We start from the raw sequence: 20,354 nt of genomic DNA, 5'->3' as shown, positions 1-20,354 counted from the left end.
CAGCGGTGCGGGGGGCCGTGGGAGCTTTTGGCTGATGCCCACTGATACCCGCTGATGCCCGCCGGAAGCAGCCAGTCAGTACGAAACGGGTCCGCGACCCCCGGATTCCGGGGATAGCCCACAGCCCCCGTTCGCGGTTTTCTGGGAACCGTCCGGGGCGAGGCGGACACGGGCACGGCGCGCAGGGGGTGGCAGGCGACCCGGAACGCAGTTACGTCGGTCCAGCACGGGGGTGGACCACCCGGCGGGACTCGGTTCGAGGTCGGAGCCTATATGGGGGGATCCTGCGATGTCGCGTCCGCTGTCTCGTCCCGGCCCCACCCGCATGATCCCATGTGCTCTTGGCTCAGAATGTAGAATTCTCAACAAGTCAATCCTGTGACCTGGCCGTAGGCCACCCCGCGACCCCGCGCTATGACCCACCAGCTCACCACCGGACGGCGGCTCAGGCCCGGCGACCTGGGCTCATGGCCGGCTGGCGCCCAGGCTGCCCGACCGGAAAGTTGACAGTCTCGGTTCGGGAGAATCAGACGCGGCTACGTTACGCTCCGCGTCAGGATGGGCTGATGCCAGCGGGTCCTGAGCGATCGGGGGACGGTCATGACATACACGGTGCTACATGGGCGGTTTGTGATCCGCTATCCCGACCGGCCGCGCCAAGGGCCGGAACCGGACGGCGACACGGTCAAGTTCCTCCCCGACACGCCCGCACTGGTTGAGAGGCTGCCACGCCGGTCCGGTCGCCCGCCGGGCATCAACGGCCATGGTATCTCCGTCCGGCTGGAAGCGATCGACGCGCTGGAAACCCACTTCGGCGAGACCCATCAGGAGCTGGCCGGCGCAAACGCGGCCCGGGACGAACTGTTGCGTCTGCTGGGCTTCACCAACATCGTCTTCTTCCCCGATCTGCCCAACAACGTGCAGTCGGCCGATCAGGACAGTCTGCGCGGCCATGTGCTGTCCAACGGCATCGACGGCAACGGCCGCCTGATCGCGTTCGTCTACCCGGGCGAGCACCCCGGGCCGGATGGCGCGTCGGTGTTCGCCGACAACGCCCTGATCGACCAGTCGGTCAACGCCGCTCTGCTAACGACCGGGCACGTCTACCCGGCCTTCTACGCCACCCTGCCGGCAGCCCTGCGCAACCACCTGGCCGGGATATCCCGGGCGGCCCGCGCCGCCCGGGACGCGGCCGGGCTGTGGCCGCGTGCCACCGCCGACCCCAACGGCGCCGCCACCATCGCCAACCTCGCTGACCTACAACAGCTGGTGGTCTGGCCCAAACTGTTCCGCCGGATCGTGCCCTACCTCGCGGCCGGCTTCACCAGCTTCGACGGCTTCGACGCGTGGCTGCGCACCGACACGGTCAACCGGGACGACGCGTTGTTCCTGCTCGACCGGCATGAGTCGGGCAACCTGCACGATGTCATCCACGCCGAGGAACACCGCGTCCAGTTGACCGTCTGGCCCGAGGACTTCATCATCGGCCCGGACCCGACGCCACCCGGCGCACCGACCGACCCACACACCGTCGCCGCAGGCGACGTGCTCATCGTGGCCGCGCTGCCCGACCCGGTCGGCGCCGACCGCGGGCACGAGCTGGTCACCCTGCTCAACACGACGGCATCCCCGATCGATCTGGCTGGCTGGGGCCTGCTCGACTCGGCCGGCGGCCGGCACGACCTCACCGGCACCCTCGTCGGCGGAGCCGTCATCCAGGTCGCAGCCCGGGGAGCGGTCCAGCTCGGCAACCGCGGTGACGCTCTCCTCCTCGTCGACCGTGCGGGCGTCTCCATCGATCAGGTCACCTACAAGGCCGACAAGGTCCGAACAGGACGCACCATCTGTTTCGGGCGCTGAACACACGCCGCGGACGCCCCACGCCAGCCCGGCGCGATCCCACGGTCACATTCAGAGCGCCCGGCAATAGGGGACGCGGCGTCGCGGGGCCAGGGCACGCACCTCGCGTCATCCCTCCCCGTCCATCGCTTCCCGTCCATCGCTGCGCGATGCACGGGTACCCTGGCTCGTCGGTCGCCACCCAACAGTCCCGGCCGCTCGCGGAACAATGATCGCGCCCTCGAGCGCGGCTGGTGGTCCGCCGGGCGTGCCGCGGTAGACGGCCACGGTCTCCCCGACGGCTTCCCCAGAGTTCCGCCGCACCTGGAAAAAACCAGCCGGCGACCTGCCCTCCAGCGCATCCAACCCCGTCAGTATCGGCGCCGCCGGCCCGCCAGCACATCCATGATCCCAAACGGGCGACGGCACAGCAAACGACGGCGTCGGGACTTCATGGCAGCCGAATAACGGGCCTTTCAGCTGCCCGTTCACGAAACAGCCGGCTCATACCTCATGCTTTTTAAAACTTTTAATCCTTTTAGCCCCTTTATGGTTTTTGAAGAGGTACGGGATAGTAAATATCAGTTTCAGCAGTTTCGCCGTTCAGGAACCACGGCTTCTTCGGAACGTGCTCCTGGTAGGAGGTCCCAGATGGACAGACAGCGCCGAACCGTCCAGCGGATCGCTGTCGCCGTGGCACGTGCCACAATCGCACTGACGGTGGCCGCATGCGGAGCCTCGCCGATCAGCGGCAACCCGGAAGGCCAGAACTGCACGGTCCCCGGCGTGACCGACAAAGAGGTTAAAATAGGCTTTCTCTACCCGGCCACCGGCCCGCTGGCGGACGGATTCCACGCCTTCCGCGCCGGCGTGGACGCGCGGCTGAGCGCGGCCAACGCGGACGGCGGGGTCAACGGCCGGACGCTGTCCTACACCTGGCGGGACGACGCCTCCAATCCCGCCACGAACCTCGCCAGCGCCCGTTCCCTGATCAACGACGACGGGGTCTTCGGGATCATCGAGACCACCGGGGCCGCGACCGGGTCCGCGCCGTTCCTGCATGAGCAGGGCATTCCGGTGACCGGCCTCGCGCTGGAGCCGGTGTGGAGCGCCGACGACAACATGTTCACCCACCTGAGCTTCACAAGCCCGGGATCCATCACCACCTGGGGTGACTACGCTGTTTCCCAGGGCGGTCGGACCGCGTTCATCCTACGGACCGCGTTCTCCGAGACCATGCGCACCATCGCGGAGAACGTGAGCACGAGCCTGCGCACCGCTGGTGTCCGGATCGCCGGTTCCGCCGACGTCAGCCCTGCAGCCAGCCCGACCAGCCTCGGTGCCCAGATCAAGGCCAGCGGTGCTGACACCTTGATCGCGCTGACTGCCCCGGACGCTCTCGACCAGGCCCTCATCGGCGCCCGCAACGCGGGCGTACCGCTGAAGGTCACCCTGTCGTTCTCACCCGGCTACGACCAGAGCCTGCTGCAGAAGTACGGCCGGCAGCTCGCCGGAACCTCCTACTTCCTCGAGTACACCCCGTTCGAGCTGGACACCCCCGCACACTGGGAGTTCCTTCGGGCCATGAACATGTACGCCCCACAGCTGCAGCCCCCGGTCCAGGGCGGCGCGTTGTCTGGCTGGATCTCCGCGGATATGATGATCCGCGGGCTGCAGGAAGCCGGCATCTGCCCCACCCGCCAACAGTTCATCCACGGCCTTCGAGCGGTCCGGGACTACAACGCCAACGGCCTGCTGCCCGCGCCCCTCGACATGGCCACGAACTCCGGTCAACTGAACGCCTGCTTGTCATTCGTCAAAGTCAGCGATGACGGTACCCGCTTCAATCCCGAGCCCACCGCCCGTTGCGGACGCAAAATATAAGGGAGAGCACATCAATGCCAGCCACACCCACAGGCGTCGCGGCGGCTCCCGGGCGCCTTCCACTGTTCGGGCACATGCACCGGATGCTGACCGAACCGCGTGGTTTCTTCGAGTCCCTGCGCGGCAGGGGTGACATCGTCACCATCGGCCTCGGACCGACCGTGGCCTATGTCATCAACGAGCCATCCTGGGTGCACCAGATTCTCACCAGGGATGTCCACAAGTTCGCCAAGGGCATCGGGTACGAGAAGTCAGCGCCGTTTCTCGGCAACGGGCTGCTGAACTCCACCGAACCGACCCACATGGCACACCGCCGGTTGATGCAGCCGGCATTCCACACAGCGCAGATCGCCGCCTATGCGGACCAGATGCGGGAGAGCGCCGAACAACGCGCCACCGCGTGGCGCGACGGCCAGGTGGTCGAGTTCGGCCAGGAGATCCATGCTTTCACGGTCGCCGTGGTATGCCGGGCCCTGTTCTCCGCCGATCTCGGTAACAGCGTCGCGGTCCAGGTGGAGGAGGCCCTGCCAGTTCTGCTCAAGGGCGTGACCAGGCGCATCGCCTTCCCGATCGGCTGGTTGGAGAAGCTGCCCACCCCAGGCAACCGCCGCTTCAACCGCGCCCGGCATCGGCTCGACGACATACTGACGAATGTCATCGCCCAGTGCCGCGCGCGTGGCGCCACCGACGGCAATCTGATGGCCATACTGTTATCCGCCCGTGCGCAGGGCGATGGCCCCGGCCTGTCCGATCAGCAGATCCGCGACGAGGCGATGGCCCTTTTCCTGGGTGGCGTCGAAACCGTGCGTGATGTGCTGAGCTGGGCCTGTCACCTCCTCAGCCAGCACCCGGACATCCAGCGAAGACTGGCCGACGAGGTGGACGCAGCCCTGGCCGGCAGGTCACTCGACCACAGCACCTTGGCCAACCTGGGCTACCTGCGCCAGGTGCTGACCGAGACGCTGCGCCTTTACCCCCCGGCCTGGCTGCTGTCCAGACGGACTGTGACAGAAGTCGCCCTCGGCGAACACCGGATTCCGCCGGGATCTCATGTGCTGTTCTCCGTGTGGACCATACAACGCGATCCGGCCGTCTACGCCGCGCCCAGCACCTTCGATCCAGACCGGTGGGGCGGTGCCGCCGCGGCGGCACTGCCGCGCACATATTTTCTCCCGTTCGGCGCGGGCAACAGAAACTGCATCGGTGAGCCATTCGCCTGGGAAGAAATGATGATCTTTTTGGCAACAGTGACGGCTCACTGGACGCTGCACCCCAGCCCTGGCCACCGGGTACGCCCAAGCCGATCGCCGATGCTCCAGCCCAAGCGGGTACCGTTGATCGTTCGTGCCCGCTGATCCGCTGGCGACCGCTCCCAGCGACCGTAAACTACCTGATTGTCTGAGTATTGTCGCAGGTCAGCTCCCAGCGTGGGCGTTCAGGAACGCACCTGTTCGGACTGGTACGTTCCTGGTATCGCCTGGTGAGCCGGTGAGTGATCTCCTCGGGCGGTAGTGGTCGTGCGAAAAGGTAACCTTGCGCGGTATCACAGTCGACCGCTCGCAGCCGTTCGGCCTGTGTTGTGGTTTCGACTCCCTCAGCGGTCACTGTCAGCCGCAGAGAGTGCGCCAGCCCAACCATGGCCTGCACAATCTTCTCATCATCGGGGTCAGCTTTCTGCCTGGATCGAAGGCCTTCAACGAAGGGTCCCGCAAGTTTCAGGGTGTGCACCGGCAGACGCCGTAAGTAGGCAAGGTTGGAATAGCCGGTACCGAAATCGTCGATGGCGATCCGTACGCCCATGTCAGCCAGGGCGCGCAGCGCACGGAGCGGTTCATCGGCCGTACCCATGAACGCGCTCTCCGTGAGTTCCAGTTGAAGCCGGTCGGGGGACAGCCCGGTGTCGCCGAGAACACGCTGGACCTGCTCCACCAGCTGGGGATCACGGGTCTGGCGGGCAGCGAGATTAACGCTGACGAACGGGCGGGCGGGACTGAGGTCCTGCCAAGACCTGGCCTGCAAACAAGCCAGGTACAGCAGTCGTCCGCCGAGCGGCACGATCAGGCCGGTCTCCTCCGCGATATCGACGAAAAGGCCGGGGCTCAGCAGGCCGAAACGAGGATGCCGCCAACGGACCAACGCTTCGACACCGGCCATGCTGTCGTCCGCGAGTGCCACGATCGGCTGGTACTCGAGAATGAACTGGTCCTGCTCGAAGGCACCGGGCAGCATGGTGGCAAGGGTGTGACGGGTGATCTCATGGGCGTTGCGCTCGGCGTCGAACAGCGCCCACCGGCCCTTGCCGTCGGACTTGGCCCGATACAGCGTGATATCCGCGGCCCGTAACAGGTCACGGGGGTCACCGTCGGCGACCGGGCGTTCAACAACACCTATGCTCGCGCTGACCGACAACAGGTGGCCGTCGACCTGTAGCGGTCTGGCCAGCTCCGCCAGTACCTGCTCGGCGACAGCGATCACATCGGCGGACCCGGTGGAACCGGCTACCACGACGACGAACTCATCACCACCCATACGGGCGAACAGATGCGTCGGTGGCAGCGTGCTACTGAGCCGATCCGCGAGCGCAACGAGCAGCCGGTCACCCACATCATGGCCGAGGCTGTCGTTGACAGTCTTGAAGCCATCGAGATCGATGAAACACACTCCGACCCGGTCATCGGAACCGGCGACCATGAGGTCACTGAGCCGTTCCAGCAGCAACGCGCGATTCGGCAGGCCGGTGAGTGGGTCATGAAAGGCCTGTGAACGCAACTGGGTCTGCAACCGGTGCCGCTCAGTGATGTCCACGACCATGGACAACTGGACGCGGCAACGGCCGTCGTCGTCACGCAGACACGAAATGGTCAGGTCCGCCCACACCACCGCACCGCCCGCACCGGTGAACCGCTTCTCCAGCCGGATGCGTTCAGGGCCTGCACCACGTTGGTGCCCATAGGCCGCCCGTACCTCCCCGGCATCCTCGGGGTGAGCGAACTCGTCGATCCGCCGGCCGTGTATCTGCGCCGGACCGACCCCGAGCAGCTCCAGCAGTGCCCCGTTGGCCTCAATCACCGACCCGTCAGCGTCGCTGATCGCGATCCCGATCGCGGAGCCGGCAAAGACCAGCCGGAACCGGGCATCGCTCGCGTACAGCGCCGCCTGGTGGATCGAATCCTGAGCAGCGAGAATCTGTTCCCGGAGAGCCTGCGTGTACCCGTCCGCCAAACCTGCCTGAAGAGCCACCAGCCGGGCCGCGTACCCGTCTGCCGCATCGAGCTCCAGGTCGTCGAGCAGCCTGTTCCCGACGGCCCGGATGCTGCAGGCGAGCGCATCGCCCGCACCAAAGCGGTACTCAATGATGGCGGCGCCGATGATGACCGCGGGCGCTGTCACGAACGTTTCAGCGAGTAGAGCGTCGACAAGCCGGCCGGTCAGTACCCGTAACCGCTGCTCGACCTCAACCACATTGATTGTCAAACAGCTCGCATCGACGAGTTCCCGCGCCCACGCCAGCGCGAAGCGTTCGACGCCCCGCTGACGGACAGCCGGGTGTAATGGCCTCACACATACTCCTCAAGAGCCTTTCACATGGCCAAAAATCACCTCGTACGGCCGTTTCTGGGCCGGGATATGAGCTACCGGCATCCCACCGCCGCGAAAAGTGTCGAACGTTCCGGGGCCGCGGCGAACGGATCCGCGGTACCGTCTCCCCCGTCCGGGCGCCACATCGGCACGTGGACAAGACCGGGGTCGACAAGATCGTATCCCTTGAGCAGCGCCGCGATGTCCGGGCAACGACGGGCAACGATGCCGGTCCGGGCGGCCTGGGACCGCTGTTCGAGCTGTTCGAGCTGTTCGATCTCTTCGGTCCGCTCGTCCGGGCTGATGTGAGACAACGCCAGGTAGCTGCCAGGCACGGTAGCCCGCCGGAAGGCATCGACAATACCGGCGGGGTCGTCGCTGTCCCCGATGTAATGCAGGATGGCCACCATCAGGACGGCAACCGGCTGAGAAAGATCAAAAAATTCGGTGACAGCGCGGGAGGTCAGAATCGACTCCGGCCGGCGCACGTCGGCCTGCACGACGGTGGCCCGCGGATCATCGGCAAGCAGCATGCTCGAGTGGATGACCGCGATCGGGTCGATGTCAACATAGACCACTCTGCAGTCCCGGTTCACCCGTTGGACGATCTCATGGACGTTGCCAACCGTCGGCACACCCGACCCAAGATCCAAAAACTGCGTGATGCCCGCCTCCCCGGCAAGGAAACGTACCGCCCGGTGCAGGAAGAGCCGGTTGGACCTGGCGACCAGGTCAATATCCGGAAACACCTCCCGCGCCCGGCGGAGCGCCTCCCGGTCGACCGCGAAGTTGTGCGATCCACCGAGAGCGTAGTCGTAGGCCCTGGCTATGCTCGGTCGGCTGACATCGACATCCGCGGCCCAACCCGGCGGCTCCTCCATCGTCACGCTCCCCCTCTCACGGTTGACCAGCAACGTACTGTGAAGAAATAGTCCACGATAGCCACTCTGGTCACATCACCAGCCACGGCCGTCACGGCCGCCAGCGTCCCGGACCCGAGCTCCTGGCGTGCTGGCGTTTGCTGGCAGCCCTGATCCAGGCAGCGGTTCTGGTCCTCGCGAGGGGCTTGACCTTCTCACTCCAAAATATGATCATGATATTCGGGTGGGCAGGCCAACGCATCGACCGGGCGGAGGACCCGGCGGTCGAAACAGCGTCGCCGCAGCTCAGCAAAGCAGCGTCCAGCCTGGTGAACCCGGATGCCAGTCGATCTCGGTACGGCACCCGGCGGGGTCCTCGGCAGGTGCCGGGTGTCGACGGAGAAGGCCGCCGTGCTGGTCGGCGGGCCAGATACCGGCTGGCCATGTCACAGCCAGTAACGGATTCGCCGCGTCCCTGAGCGCCACCGGCAGCCACGACAGGATCGTGCCGTTGAGCCCAGTCATGATCAAATCATGAAGCGCGTCGACGTCACAGCCATCCGGCCCACTGGAGCTCGCGGCAGCCTCAGCGCAATCATGGCGCACCAACAACACCTATGATCGATGTTAATAATCATGAAGTCATAGCTGCCGGACAGTCGTGCTCCCATCAAGCACCTGGTCCGGCCCAGCGGGTTCCGTCGCCTCGCGATGCACGCACCCCAACCCCGCTTCTTGATCCACTTCCCTGTTACTGGGCGCTCCAGGCAGGTGAGATGACGTACTGTTCGCACTCGCTGACGCCCTGTCGGGCGCTCCTGGTCCGGTCATCACGCTGGTCGAGTTATCACAGCACCCCGAACAGCACCCCCGAACAGCACCACGGGCATTGCCGGGCGGATTGGCCCCGGCCGCTCACCGGCCTGTCCAGCGGACGGCGCGACCGCATCCGCCCGTACCAGTCACTGTGTGCAGCCGCTGCACCCCGGCGGGCCCATCCCAACTGGCCACCCAACCCGCCCCGGCACGGCATTCATCCGCATCGCAACCGTTGGGCCTGGTTTCAGCGGGCGGAATACCCGAACAGACACCACCACACAAGCAGGGAGGAACAAGCAAGCTGAACAACAAGCTGGGAAAACTGATCAACTAATGAGCGACGAGCCTTTCATGACCACCTCGGCGACAGCATAGTCCTGCTCCAGGTTGCCACCGGAGACACCAACGGCGCCGATGACCATACCGGCCCCATCAAGGATCGGTAGCCCGCCGCCAAAAGTGATCAAGTCGGCCGTGCCGCGCTCGATGCCGTGGACAGTGCCATCCGGCTGGCAGCTCTCGCCGACAGCGTCGGGGGCCGTTCGAAAGTAAGCCGCTGTCCTGGCTTTCTTCAGTGCGATGTTGATCGGGTCAAGCCACGCATCGTCCATGCGCACGAACTGAACGAGGTGACCACCAGCGTCCACGATCGCGATGTTCATACCCGCACCGAGCTCACGCGACTTGGCGATTCCCGCCTCGACACGGGCCGCGGCCTCGGCCTGCGTGATCGACCTCATGGACGATCCTCCCTGCTTCCTCGACGCACAGTAAATAGATCTTCACTATGACTCGAACTCCGGGGGCCCTCCAGGGTGAGTTATTCCCGGGCCGCGACTTCCTAGGACTCCGAGCACCAGGAACCTCAGACCGTGTCGCATAATCGCGCTTATGACGGTGCAAGCACGGGGGCATTTGACACTCAGCCAGTTCCTGAAGGCCAAGCGTGCGGCGATCTCGCCGAAGGACGTGGGCCTGGCCAGCGCCATGCGCTTTCGACGAGTACCCGGGCTACGCCGGGAGGAGGTCGCTCAGCTCGCCGGAGTGAGCGTCGACTACTACACACGCCTGGAACAGGGGCGTATGATCCATGCGTCCGACAGCGTACTGTCCAACATCGCCCGTGCGTTGATGTTGAGCCCGACGGAACGGGAATATCTGTACTCGATTGCGAGAACGCCGTCGGCCCACAAGCCCGCGTCACGCGAGAAAGCGGTTTCTCCTGAGACGCAGCTCCTGCTGGACAGCATAAATCATATTCCCGCGTTCATTCTTGGCCGGCGTACGGACGTGCTCGCCTGGAACGCCCTCGGAACAGCTTTGTTCACTGACTTCTCCACAATCAAGCCCGAACACCGCAATCTGGCACGCATGATGTTCCTGGAACCGCGCATGCGACAGCTCTACACAAACTGGGAGGATATGGCGAGCGGCTTTGTCGCGCGTCTCCGCATGGATGTCACACTCTATCCGGACGATCCTCGGCTCGACGCCCTAGTGGAGGAACTGACCAGGCTCGACGCGGATTTTCGGCGCTGGTGGAACCAACACGACGTGCGGACCACGACGTCTGGCCACAAACGGATGAATCATCCGATCGTCGGAGAACTGATCGTGGACTGGCAGGTCCTGCAGGTTCTTTCCGCGCCCGAGCAGATAATCGTCACCTACACCGCCCCGCCGGGTTCCATCACCTGGAAAAGGTTCGAGACGCTGGCCAAGTGGTGGGCGACACAGACGGCGGCCGACCATCAGGACGAAAGTGCGCAAGCAGCGAAAATTGTTTCATAATGCGATCTGAATTTTGTCCCCAGCGTCCACGAGATGCGGCCGTAAAATCCTTGTGCATGCGGTCTGCCGATAAACCGGACGTGCTGAGCCCGCGGACTGCCACCACCATCCTCAGCACGCTCCAGACCCAGCGTACGCACTCACCATGAACCCAATAAGAACGACCGGCAATAGGGGTGTGGACCAAGGAATGAAACTGGGGTGTATGCATCACGATGGACACGGAGAGTCATCAGCGGTGGTGCGTGGCGACCGACGAGCCGGGGTACCCGCGCATCGCGCGGCGATGGCTGGCGATAGATGGGGAGAGCGATAACGCGAGGTGCGTGCCCCAGCCCCGCGACGCCGCGTCCCCTGCCCTGTTGCCGGGCGCTCTTGACCAGATCCGCGCCGTGGGCCTGGGGACAAGGTGGTCAGGCGCCGTCATCGACGATGTCGGGCTCCAGGCCCGTGATGAGCCAGTCCGCGTACGAAAGGCCTGTGACCTGCTCCAGGAGCGCGATGTCCGCGATGAAGTACGGCAGCACCGCCGCCCGCTGTTCGGGGGTGAGCGGCGGCCGGCCGCCCTTCTTCCGCTGCAGAGCGGCCAGGAACGGGATATGGGCCGCCCGGCGTACCGGGGCCGGGAAGTGGTGGCCGATCTGGCCGCCCGTCCGCAGGATCGCGCGCAGGGCAGCGTTGACCGTCGTGTCAGCGACGAACGGCGTGACGTTCTCGGACGGTACCGCGCCAAGAGCCCCCGTGGTCACGCCGAGGAAGTCGCACACCGTGTCGAGTGTCGCGGTCGGGGCATCGCGCAGCTCACGGTAACGCAGCACCAGGACCTGTTCCCGGGAGAAAAGGCCGAACAGGTGCGCCAGCTGGGCGCCGTACCGCCCAAGGGAGACATAGTGCCAGAACTGCGCCCAGCCGGCCTCCCGGCGCTGAGCCTCCAGGGCGCAGGCCGTCACGAAGTCGCGTTCGGGCTCAAGGCCCGCGGCCCACAGATGGGTCCAGTTCGAATGTGCGCGATCGACCGGGTTGCGCAGCAGGACGATCAGCTTCGCCTTCGGCAGCAGACGTTTGATCCGGTTCTGCGCGTCGAGGTCGTACAGGTAGAACGGGGTCGACTCACCGCACAGCACGCCGGGCGGCGCCGGGTCGAACAGCGCCTCGTAGTCGGTCCGCCGCCAGACGTGCTCCTGATAGGTCTGTGCGTCGCCGGGCCCGCCACGAGCCGGCGGCGGGCCCTCGGAGAGGAAGAACTTGGGTTCCTTCACCGACGGCAGGAACAGCGCGGGATGGCGGCTGAGGGCGGCGTGCAGAGCCGTCGTCCCGGCCTTCGGCACTCCGATCACGAGAAAGTTGGGCAAGGCCACGGGCGAAACACTCCAGACACGACGATGGTGCAGCGCGACGACGGTGCAGCCGGGCGGATCCGCCCGTTCTCGCAGGATACGAGAACAGCACCTTTACCACCGGACATATGGCAAATGGCCCCACCTGGGGCGAGGTTGTTCACCGGGGCGCTAAAGTTTTCCAGGTGTCGATCACAGCGTCCTCCCTCAGCCCCACCCCGGCCATCCCGCTCCCCCGCCTCGAAGCCGCGGTGACGGTGGCGGTCCCGGAGGCCGACGGCCCGGGCAACTGGGCCGGTGCGCCGAGCGCGCTGCTGGTCGACGGCACCTACTACCTCGCCTACCGCCTGCGCCGTCCGGTCGGCGACGGCCGCGGCTACGCCGTAGTGATCGCCAGTTCCGCCGACGGGGAACGGTTCACCGAGATCGCGCGGATCGGCCGTAAGCCGTTCGGTGCCGAGTCCCTGGAACGGCCCGCGCTGGTCCGCACCCCCGACCGACGCTGGCGCCTCTACGTGAGCTGCGCGACGCCGGGCAGCCCGCACTGGTGGGTCGACCTGCTCGAGGCGGACTTTCCCGACAGGTTCGAGCCCAGCGCGCGGCGCACCGCGCTGCCGGGCGACGCGTCGATGGCCGTCAAGGACCCCGTTGTGCGCTGGCAGGCCGGGCGCTGGCACCTGTGGGCGTCCTGCCACCCGCTCGACGACCCGGCGGCCACGGACCGGATGGACAGCCGTCATGCCACCAGCGACGACGGCGTCACCTGGACGTGGCGCGGCGTCGCGCTCGCGCCACGTCCAGGACACTGGGACGCCCGCGGCGTCCGCATCACCGACGTGCTCACCATCGGGCCGGCCACGGTCGCCTTCTACGACGGACGCGCGAGCGCCGCGGAGAACTGGTACGAGCGCACCGGGCTTGCCACCGCCGTCGTCTCCCGGGACGGGGCCCCCACGCGGTTCGACGCTGTCGGCGCGGCCCCCCACGCCGTCTCACCGGACGGAGACGGGGCACTGCGCTACGTGAGCGTCGTGGAGCTACCGGATGGTGCCTACCGGGTCTACTACGAGGCCAGCCGTATCGACGGCGCCCACGAGCTGCGCACCGAGCTGCTCGCACCCGGCTCCGCCCCTCCCCGCGTCCCGCCGCCGGCACCCGCTGGCGACCGCTCGACGACGTGAACCGCCGCTTGCCGGGCACCCAGCGCCGTCCGCGGCCGGCAGACTTCGAGATCGACATGCACCGAGCGGGATGGGGCTTGCGCAGGTGACCACGGTCCCGCTCGGATGTGCCGTGGGGCTGGTGGTCGCGGCGCGCACCGCTCCATGCCTCGGTAGGCAATGCCCCGGTAAGCGCAGGCCCGCCCGCGTCACGCCGGGTTTTCCAGTGACGGGCTGAGCCGTGCTCCCAAGCGTCCGAGGTTAAGAGCGCCCGGCAATAGGGGAGCGGCGTCACGGGGCCAGGGCACGCACCTCGCGTCGTTGTCGTCAGTCGCCACCCAACACCAGGGTGGCTCCCTCCGCCGCCTCGCGATGCACGCACCCCAGCCCCACTCCTCGATCCACACCCCTATTGCCGGGCGCTCTAAGCGGCTGCCGGTCAGGGACGGATGGTGAGGAGCTGGAGCTTCCCGGCTGGGTCGAACTCGAAGTGGAAGGCCAGCTCGACGGGACTGCCGGGGAAATCGCCGGCAATCTCGACCCGTGCGTCCTGGCCGTTGCGGCGCATACTCTTGATCGTGTAGGTCACGAGGGGGACCTCACCGCGCCAGGAACGGATTGCGTCGATCCCCTGATAGTTCCTGCCCTCGTCTTCGACCAGAGCGTCGGCGGCGAACTGATCGACGTAGGCGTCCTGGTCAGGGTGGGCGGCAAGCTCGAAGTAGCGGCGGATCGGCCCGGGTATGTCGATGGTGGGCATCGTTGCTCCTGCCTCGTCTGTCGTTCGCGCGGCCGGGTCAGGTGGTGGGGACGGTGCCGCCGTCGATGACGAACTCGGCACCGTTGATCGACGCGGCACGATCGCAGACGAGGAAGGCGACCAGTTCGGCGACCTCGACCGGCCGCGCGGGCCGGCCGATCGGGATGCCACCGAGCCCGTCGAGGATCTGCTGGCGGGCTGCGGCTTCGCTGATCCGCTGCCCCGCTGCGATGCGGGCGACGAGGGCTTGGGATGCCTCGGTGTCGATCCAGCCTGGAGCGACCGTGTTGACCCGTACCCCTCGTGGGCCCAGCTCGTTGGCCAGGCCCTTGCTGTAGGTGGTCAATGCCGCCTTGGCCGCGGCGTAGGCCAGAGTGGCGTCGAACAGGGGCATCCGTGCCTGGATCGAGGTCACATGGACCACGACACCCGCGCCCTGGGCGGTCATGGCGGGTAGCAGGCCGCGATCCAGGCGCACCGCGGCGAGCAGGTTCAGGTTCAGCTCGAACGCCCAGTCGATCTCACTCACCGCGGTATACCCGCCGGACGGGGCCTGGGAGCCGCCGAGGGTATGCACCAGGATGTCCAGCCGGCCCCACAGGTCCCGGACCCGTTCGATCACAGCCACGGCGCCGCCGGGTGTGCTCAGATCGGCCGCGACGAACAGCCCCGGGTGGTCGTAGCCGTCGGGCATCGACCGGGCGGTCGCCATGACGGTAGCCCCTGCCTCTCGCAGCCTGGTCGCGATGGCGGCTCCGGTGCCCTTGGTGCCGCCGGTGACCAGTGCCTTGCGGCCACCCAGACCGTCGCTGATCGTCACGTCGTCTCGCTCCTCTCAACACGGTCGCCGACCGAGGCTGGTGCCGGCGGCGACCGCGACCGGTAGACTTCTGTTTTAGAAGCCAGTGACTTCTAACTTAGCAGTAATGGAAGGGGTGTCGCGCGCGTGCCCGCACGGATCAGGCTGGAAGACCGGGAATGCCCGCTGTCACGGGCCGCGGGGATCGTCGGCGAGTGGTGGACGGTGCTGCTGCTGCACGACGCCTTTGACGGCTACACCCGCTTCGACCAGTTCCAGGCCAACCTCGGGATCTCCACGAGCATGCTGACCGCCCGGCTGAAAACCCTGGTCGCTGACGGGCTGCTGGAGCGGCGGCCCTACCAGACCAGCCCGGCCCGCTACGAATATGTCCTCACCGACCTGGGGCGTTCGCTGCGTCCGGTGCTCGTCGCGCTGGCCGCGTGGGGAAACTCTCGGCTCGACGCCGAGCAGCGCAGCATGGTCCTGGTTGACGCGCAGACGGGCGAGGAGGCCGACCCGATCATGGTCGACCGCACGACCGGCCGCCGGGTTGACGGCGAGGACTTCGTGTTTACCGCCGGTCCTGCCGCCTCCGAGGCGTTCCGCGACCGCTACCGGGACACGACGCCGGTCCGGAGCCGGTCAGCGACCGTCCACAAGCCGCCGGAGCGGCCCTGCTGAATGTTCCCAGCTGTGGTGATAATCCCCGGCCAGAGCGCGCTGAACCGGGCGGTCTTCAGGCGCGGGCTGGATCAGGTCCGGGAAATGCGCAGCTTTGGTGATCATAAGGTGGACCTGCCGACAGACCGAGGACCCTGGAGAAGGACACGCCGGGCAGAGCCGGTGACTGCTGCCGCGGCGCCGACGGATCTCGGAGCCGGGCCTTCACGATGAGGCTCCGGGGCATGGGCGGGGACGCGGTTCGAGACTGTGATGCCGGTACGGCCGTTCCGGTTCGGCAAGGGCCGGCGCGGCATCACCGGGTTGTGGTACTGCGCGTGCGGTCATTCAGCTACGCGGGCCATGATGCTGGACTGTCCGTGTTCGTCGCGCGGGCCAGGGAACCGGGATTCGCCCGAGGCGTAGGCGAGGCAGCGGTCGGTCAGGTCGGCTGCCATGCCGGTGTGTTCGGCGAGGAAGCGGATCCACTCGGGCAGTACCGCGATCAGCTGGGTGGCGAAGTCGTCCTGGTAGAAGTCGCGCAGGTGCGATACCGCCGCGTCGACCTTGTGCGGCGAGCAGTACGGGTACAGGCTGGGGTGCCCGCGCGGGGACCAGGACTCGGCCATCTCCGCGGCGAGGTCACCGGCACCGGCGGGACCCTGGTCGGATTCGTCGCCGGCCGGCCTGTCCTGGTGGCCGATCCGCCGCAGCTGACGGGCGAACCGTTCGGCCGCGGTCTCCACGCTCAGCCGTGGGAGCGTGCGCCCACGGGCCCGGCCGGCCGCTTGCCGGACGGTGCGGCCGAGCCGGCGGCTGCGCAAGAACTCGGCGTACTGAGCCTGGTCTTCTCCGCCAAACCGGATGCTTTCCACCTCACCGGGCACAAGCGCGTCGAGCGTCTCGGTGTCGTCCGCCGGGGCCAGGGCTGCCTCGGCGGCGGAGGGGCCGACAGCCTGCTGCCATTCGGCCAGCGCGGTCTCGGCGGAAGGGTAGAAGCCGCTGTGCACGGTGACGATCTCGTATCCGCAGGTGTCCACGTCCCACAGGTACCACCGCCGCGAGCCCTCCGCGCAGGTGAAGGGAGCAACCACGGCCCAGCGGGTGCCATAGCTGTTCCGCGCCCACTGGGCTGGGCCGGTCACGGCACGCCCGCGGGTGGCCCGCTGTGCCGCGGCGTCGTCCAGGTGCTCGGCGACCAGATCCCACGCGGAGGCACTCAGCGGCTCCGGCAGCACACCGGCGACGACGGCCAGCAGCCTTTGCGCCGCCGCGACGTCACTGCCGGAATCCTCCGGCTCGCGCAGCCGCTCGTCGAGCGCGGACAGCACGGCTCGGACGAAGTCGTCCGGGCTGACCATGTCCTCCAGCTCACCGCCCTCGTACTGGGTCATCGCCGCGCCGAAGCGGGCGCAGAAGCCATCTTCGAGCTCGTCGTCGGAGCAGCCAGGAGCGGCCGTGATCAACGCATCGACCATTGGTCCGGCGGAGTCCGCGGCCAGCGCGGTGCGGTGCTCGTCGAGCTGGCGACGGTACTCGAACAGCTCCCGCAACGGGTTGGCCGGCGCTGTTCTGCTGGGGGCCGCTACCTCGGGCCGGCCCGAAGAACGCCGGCCGGAGCGCGACTTCTTCTTCCGCTTACGAGACACAGGCACGGCGCCGGATTGTACCCGGACAGGCAGCAGAGGCCCACCGCAGTACCACGTGATCGAGTCGATACAGTTCGATCGACAGCGCGAAGCGTGGAGATACTCCAGCGGCTGGTGACCATCAGGTGACAGCGGGGATGTTCCCGCCCAGCCTCGCTCTGGGCTCGACGGAGACGGCTGGCTGGCTGGCTGGGAATGGGCCTACGCGGTCGACGGCGGCCGGAATCGCACCTGGGCGCGATTCACCGGCGAGGTGCTCAAGAGGAGCAAGGAGGAGCTGACGGGGATCTCGAAACAACCGAGCGAGAAGTACCCGGTCCTGGATGATCTGAAGAGAATCGACACCTGGGGCAATGGGGGTCATCGTCTGAACTTGGCTGAACTTGGCTGAACTTGGCGGCGAGAGCAGTGGGGAGACGGGGTGCAGGACAGGCGTTGGACGACGGTCACGGCGTCGCACTTCCCGCATGAGCGGGAGGCGCTGGAGCATGTTCAACGGCTGTTGCCGGACGCGGAGCCGTACCGGGCCTGGTCGAACTTCACCTTCGTCGCGTCGACCGGGCACCTGCGCGAGGTCGACCTGCTCGTTGTCGCCCGCGGCGGGGTGTACCTCATCGAGATCAAGAGCTGGGCGGGCCGGCTGACGGCCTCCGGGTCGAACTGGGTCCAGCACCGGCCGTCCGGCGGCGACCTGATCTTCGACAACCCGCTGATCCTCGCGAACCAGAAGTCCAAGGAGCTCAAGCACCTCCTGGAGACCGCGGCCCGCGCGCAGGGACTCGGCAAGCCGCGGATGCCGTTCTTCCAGCCGGCGGTCTTCCTCTCGAACAGGATGGTGAAGGTCGAGCTGCCGGACTTCCAGCTGCACGGGATCTTCGGTCCGGAGCCCGTCACCGGCGACGCCCCGGTGCGGGCGGGCACCGCGGGCGCGCTCCCGCCGATCTGGTCGGGCCTGCTGGACGCGCCGCTGCGCGACGAACGCCACCGGATCAGCCCGGAGACGTCCAGGCGGCTCGCGACGCTGCTTCCGGCCGCCGGGATCGCGCGCAGCGGGCGCCACCGGCGTGTCGGCGCGTGGGAGCTGGAGTTCCCGGCCTTCGAGTCCGGCCCGACGTGGCAGGACTACCACGCCCGGCACACCAGATGGCCTCCGCGCGCCGCCGCGTGCGGATCTACCTGGTGGAGACGGGAGCGGGCGAGGCCGAGCGCCGCACCCGGGAGGCGGCAGCCAAGCGTGAGTTCCTCGTCCTCAACGGGATCGATCACCAGGGCATCGTCCAGGTCGACGGCCTGGAGCAACATGAGGCCGGCCCGGCCCTGATCTTCCGCCACCACCCCGACGAGATGCGCCTCGACCACTACCTCGCCCGGTACGGCGACCGGCTCGACGCCAGCACCCGGCTGCGCATGATCCGCGAGGTTGCCGAGACGCTCGACTACGCGCACGGCCGCCACCTCTACCACCGGGCGCTCGCGGCCCGCAGCGTCCTCGTCATGCCGTCCACCCGCCGCGGCGACGACCAGGCAGAGAGCGAGCGGCGCTGGCTCTCCCCCAGGCTGGTCATCAGCGACTGGCAGGCAGCGGCCCGCGACATCGACGCGTCGACGGGGCAGCTGACCGGCTCGATGACGAAGACCTCGGTCGCGCTCGCCATCGAGCCCGCGCACCGGTACCTGCCGCAGCTGGAACGGGCCGCAGAGAGCTACCTCGCCCCCGAGGTCGACGCCCCGTACCCGGACCCGGTCGGCATCGACGTCTTCGGCCTGGGCGCGCTCGCCTACCTGATCCTGACCGGTGAGGCCCCCGCGCTGACCCGCAACATGCTGAAGGCGCGGCTCGCCGAGGCCGGCGGGCTGCACCCGTCCGCGGTCGTCGACTCGCTGTCCGAGACGGCGAACGACCTGGTCGCGCTGGCCACCCGAGCGAAGCCGGAGGAGCGCTTCGCCACCGTCGGCGAGTTCCTCGACTGGCTGGAGCTCGTCGTCGGGGAGTTCACGGCGCCGCCCGTCGCGGCACCGGAGAGCGCGACCACCCCGACGGTCGACCTGCCCGAGGAGCCCGCACCGGAACTGGACCCGTTGGAGGCCGAGCGCGGTGACCTCGTCGGCGGGGAGTGGCGGATCAGGAGCCGGCTGGGTACCGGCTCGACGAGCCGCGCGTTCCTCGCGCACAACGAGAAGACGAACCGCGACGAGGTCCTGAAGGTCGCGCTCTCCGACGAGCGGGCCGCGCGGCTCCAGCACGAGGCAGACGTGCTGGGCCGCCTCGGCGACTCGCGGGTGATCCGGCTGGCCCGGCAGGACACCCTCGTCATCGGCGGGCGCACGGTGCTCGTCCTCGACCACGCGGGCGAGCAGACCATGGCCCGCAAGCTGCGCGAGGGCCGGCTGTCGGTCGACGAACTGGAGATCTTCGCAGGCGACCTGTTCGTCGCCGTCGACTACCTCGACGGCGAGGGCGTCGCGCACCGCGACCTCAAGCCCGACAACATCGTCCTGCGCCGCCGGCCCAACCGGACCTGGCAGCTGGTGCTCATCGACTTCTCGCTGGCCAACCACTCCGTGCGCGACACGGCCGCCGGCACTCCCCGCTACCTGGACCCGTTCCTCGGCGCCGGCACCCGCACCACCTACGACGACCAGGCCGAGCGGTACGCCCTGACGGTCACGCTGCACGAGATGGCCTCCGGCGAGCTGCCCCTGTGGGGCGACGGCTCCACCGAGGCGCGGTTCACCGAGGGCCCGCCGACGGTGGCGACCGAGGCGTTCGACCCGGCGATCCGAGCCGGTCTCTCTTCTTTCTTCCTGCGCGCGCTCGACCGGGACGCGGGAAAGCGGTTCGGCTCGCTGAAGGACATGCGCGACGCCTGGCTCGCCGTCTTCCGCGCCGCCGACTCGACGCCGCCGGTGCCGAGCGTCCACCCGGCCGCCGGCAAGCAGCCGCTGACCCCGGACCAGGCCGCGGCCCAGGCGGCCGAGGACACGCCGCTCGAGCAGGCCGGCCTGTCACCGCGCGCGGTCTCGGCGGCGCACCGGCTCGACGCGACGACCGTCGGCGACCTGCTCGACCTCGGCTCGAAGGACATCATCAGCCTGCCCGGCCTGGCCGGTAAGACCCGCCAGGAACTACAGACCCGGATCCGGCAGTGGCGCCGCGCGCTCACTCCGGCTCCGCAGAGCCCGCCGGCGGACGCGCCACCGACGGCCCAGCCCA

Annotated in this window: 15 protein-coding genes; 8 read left to right on the top strand and 7 right to left on the bottom strand. The window is 67.7% G+C overall.

The genetic code is table 11. The features are described 5' to 3' along the window. Window positions 1-600: 600 nt before the first annotated feature. The 3 genes from MJ785_RS08060 (at window position 601) to MJ785_RS08050 (ending at window position 5,078) form a co-directional block, all read left to right on the top strand. Complete coding sequence (locus MJ785_RS08060; RefSeq protein ID WP_239308995.1) at window positions 601-1,860, top strand: lamin tail domain-containing protein; 1,260 nt, start codon at window positions 601-603, stop codon at window positions 1,858-1,860. Window positions 1,861-2,490: 630 nt separating this feature from the next. Continuing rightward, a complete protein-coding gene (locus tag MJ785_RS08055) occupies window positions 2,491-3,723 on the top strand; it encodes an ABC transporter substrate-binding protein (protein ID WP_239308993.1) in 1,233 nt (410 codons plus the stop codon). Window positions 3,724-3,737: 14 nt separating this feature from the next. Next, window positions 3,738-5,078: a cytochrome P450 gene (locus MJ785_RS08050; protein ID WP_239380305.1), complete on the top strand. Its 1,341-nt coding sequence runs from the start codon at window positions 3,738-3,740 to the stop codon at window positions 5,076-5,078. Between the two features lie 31 nt (window positions 5,079-5,109). Here the strand turns inward: MJ785_RS08050 and MJ785_RS08045 are convergent, their stop codons facing one another. From MJ785_RS08045 to MJ785_RS08035, 3 genes are all read right to left on the bottom strand, one after another. Further along, window positions 5,110-7,284 carry a bifunctional diguanylate cyclase/phosphodiesterase gene (locus MJ785_RS08045; protein WP_239308989.1) on the bottom strand — a complete coding sequence of 725 codons (2,175 nt, stop codon included), beginning with the start codon at window positions 7,282-7,284 and terminating at the stop codon, window positions 5,110-5,112. A 71-nt stretch (window positions 7,285-7,355) separates the two neighbouring features. Continuing rightward, the gene (locus MJ785_RS08040) at window positions 7,356-8,183 is read right to left on the bottom strand and encodes an SAM-dependent methyltransferase (protein WP_239380304.1); all 828 of its coding nucleotides are present in this window, start codon (window positions 8,181-8,183) and stop codon (window positions 7,356-7,358) included. Window positions 8,184-9,307: 1,124 nt separating this feature from the next. Next, complete coding sequence (locus MJ785_RS08035) at window positions 9,308-9,721, bottom strand: heme-binding protein (RefSeq protein ID WP_239308983.1); 414 nt, start codon at window positions 9,719-9,721, stop codon at window positions 9,308-9,310. A gap of 151 nt (window positions 9,722-9,872) precedes the next feature. Between MJ785_RS08035 and MJ785_RS08030 the strand changes: the two genes are divergently transcribed. After that, on the top strand, window positions 9,873-10,772 hold the full coding sequence (locus MJ785_RS08030) for a helix-turn-helix transcriptional regulator (protein WP_239308981.1): 900 nt from the start codon (window positions 9,873-9,875) through the stop codon (window positions 10,770-10,772). 413 nt (window positions 10,773-11,185) lie between these two features. Here the strand turns inward: MJ785_RS08030 and MJ785_RS08025 are convergent, their stop codons facing one another. Then, entirely contained in the window at window positions 11,186-12,130 is a 945-nt protein-coding gene (locus MJ785_RS08025) for a sulfotransferase (RefSeq protein WP_239308979.1), read from the bottom strand. 170 nt (window positions 12,131-12,300) lie between these two features. Here MJ785_RS08025 and MJ785_RS08020 point away from each other — a divergent pair, with 170 nt between their 5' ends. Next, window positions 12,301-13,290: a hypothetical protein gene (locus MJ785_RS08020; RefSeq protein ID WP_370652680.1), complete on the top strand. Its 990-nt coding sequence runs from the start codon at window positions 12,301-12,303 to the stop codon at window positions 13,288-13,290. Window positions 13,291-13,708: 418 nt separating this feature from the next. On the opposite strand, the gene MJ785_RS08015 is transcribed toward MJ785_RS08020, so the two are convergent. Further along, on the bottom strand, window positions 13,709-14,029 hold the full coding sequence (locus MJ785_RS08015) for a nuclear transport factor 2 family protein (RefSeq protein ID WP_239380299.1): 321 nt from the start codon (window positions 14,027-14,029) through the stop codon (window positions 13,709-13,711). Between the two features lie 37 nt (window positions 14,030-14,066). Next, window positions 14,067-14,849 (bottom strand): SDR family oxidoreductase, encoded by a 783-nt coding sequence (locus MJ785_RS08010; protein WP_239380298.1) that lies wholly within the window; start codon window positions 14,847-14,849, stop codon window positions 14,067-14,069. A 126-nt stretch (window positions 14,850-14,975) separates the two neighbouring features. On the opposite strand from MJ785_RS08010, the gene MJ785_RS08005 reads away from it, so the two are divergent. Then, window positions 14,976-15,512, top strand: a complete 537-nt coding sequence (locus tag MJ785_RS08005; protein WP_239346847.1) for a helix-turn-helix domain-containing protein — start codon at window positions 14,976-14,978, stop codon at window positions 15,510-15,512. A gap of 323 nt (window positions 15,513-15,835) precedes the next feature. On the opposite strand, the gene MJ785_RS08000 is transcribed toward MJ785_RS08005, so the two are convergent. Beyond that, a complete protein-coding gene (locus MJ785_RS08000) occupies window positions 15,836-17,146 on the bottom strand; it encodes a hypothetical protein (RefSeq protein ID WP_239380295.1) in 1,311 nt (436 codons plus the stop codon). 415 nt (window positions 17,147-17,561) lie between these two features. Between MJ785_RS08000 and MJ785_RS07995 the strand changes: the two genes are divergently transcribed. Further along, window positions 17,562-18,461 carry an NERD domain-containing protein gene (locus tag MJ785_RS07995; protein ID WP_239380294.1) on the top strand — a complete coding sequence of 300 codons (900 nt, stop codon included), beginning with the start codon at window positions 17,562-17,564 and terminating at the stop codon, window positions 18,459-18,461. Then, window positions 18,398-20,354 (top strand): protein kinase (locus MJ785_RS07990; protein WP_239380314.1); only part of this gene is annotated, 1,957 nt, incomplete at its 3' end. The genes MJ785_RS07995 and MJ785_RS07990, both read left to right, overlap by 64 nt.

The sequence above is a fragment of the Protofrankia sp. CiT1 genome (assembly GCF_917627335.1).
Lineage (GTDB): Bacteria > Actinomycetota > Actinomycetes > Frankiales > Frankiaceae > Protofrankia.
Note: the sequence above shows the minus strand (reverse complement) of the source record. Positions and strands in the feature narration are given on the sequence as shown.

Bases quoted from the DNA above. Each gene is read 5' to 3' on its own strand.
- MJ785_RS08055 (WP_239308993.1), top strand. From the start codon at position 2,491: ATGGACAGACAGCGCCGAACCGTCCAGCGGATCGCTGTCGCCGTGGCA.
- MJ785_RS08050 (WP_239380305.1), top strand. From the start codon at position 3,738: ATGCCAGCCACACCCACAGGCGTCGCGGCGGCTCCCGGGCGCCTTCCA.
- MJ785_RS08060 (WP_239308995.1), top strand. From the start codon at position 601: ATGACATACACGGTGCTACATGGGCGGTTTGTGATCCGCTATCCCGAC.
- MJ785_RS08035 (WP_239308983.1), bottom strand. From the start codon at position 9,721: ATGAGGTCGATCACGCAGGCCGAGGCCGCGGCCCGTGTCGAGGCGGGA.
- MJ785_RS08030 (WP_239308981.1), top strand. From the start codon at position 9,873: ATGACGGTGCAAGCACGGGGGCATTTGACACTCAGCCAGTTCCTGAAG.
- MJ785_RS08015 (WP_239380299.1), bottom strand. From the start codon at position 14,029: ATGCCCACCATCGACATACCCGGGCCGATCCGCCGCTACTTCGAGCTT.
- MJ785_RS08040 (WP_239380304.1), bottom strand. From the start codon at position 8,183: ATGGAGGAGCCGCCGGGTTGGGCCGCGGATGTCGATGTCAGCCGACCG.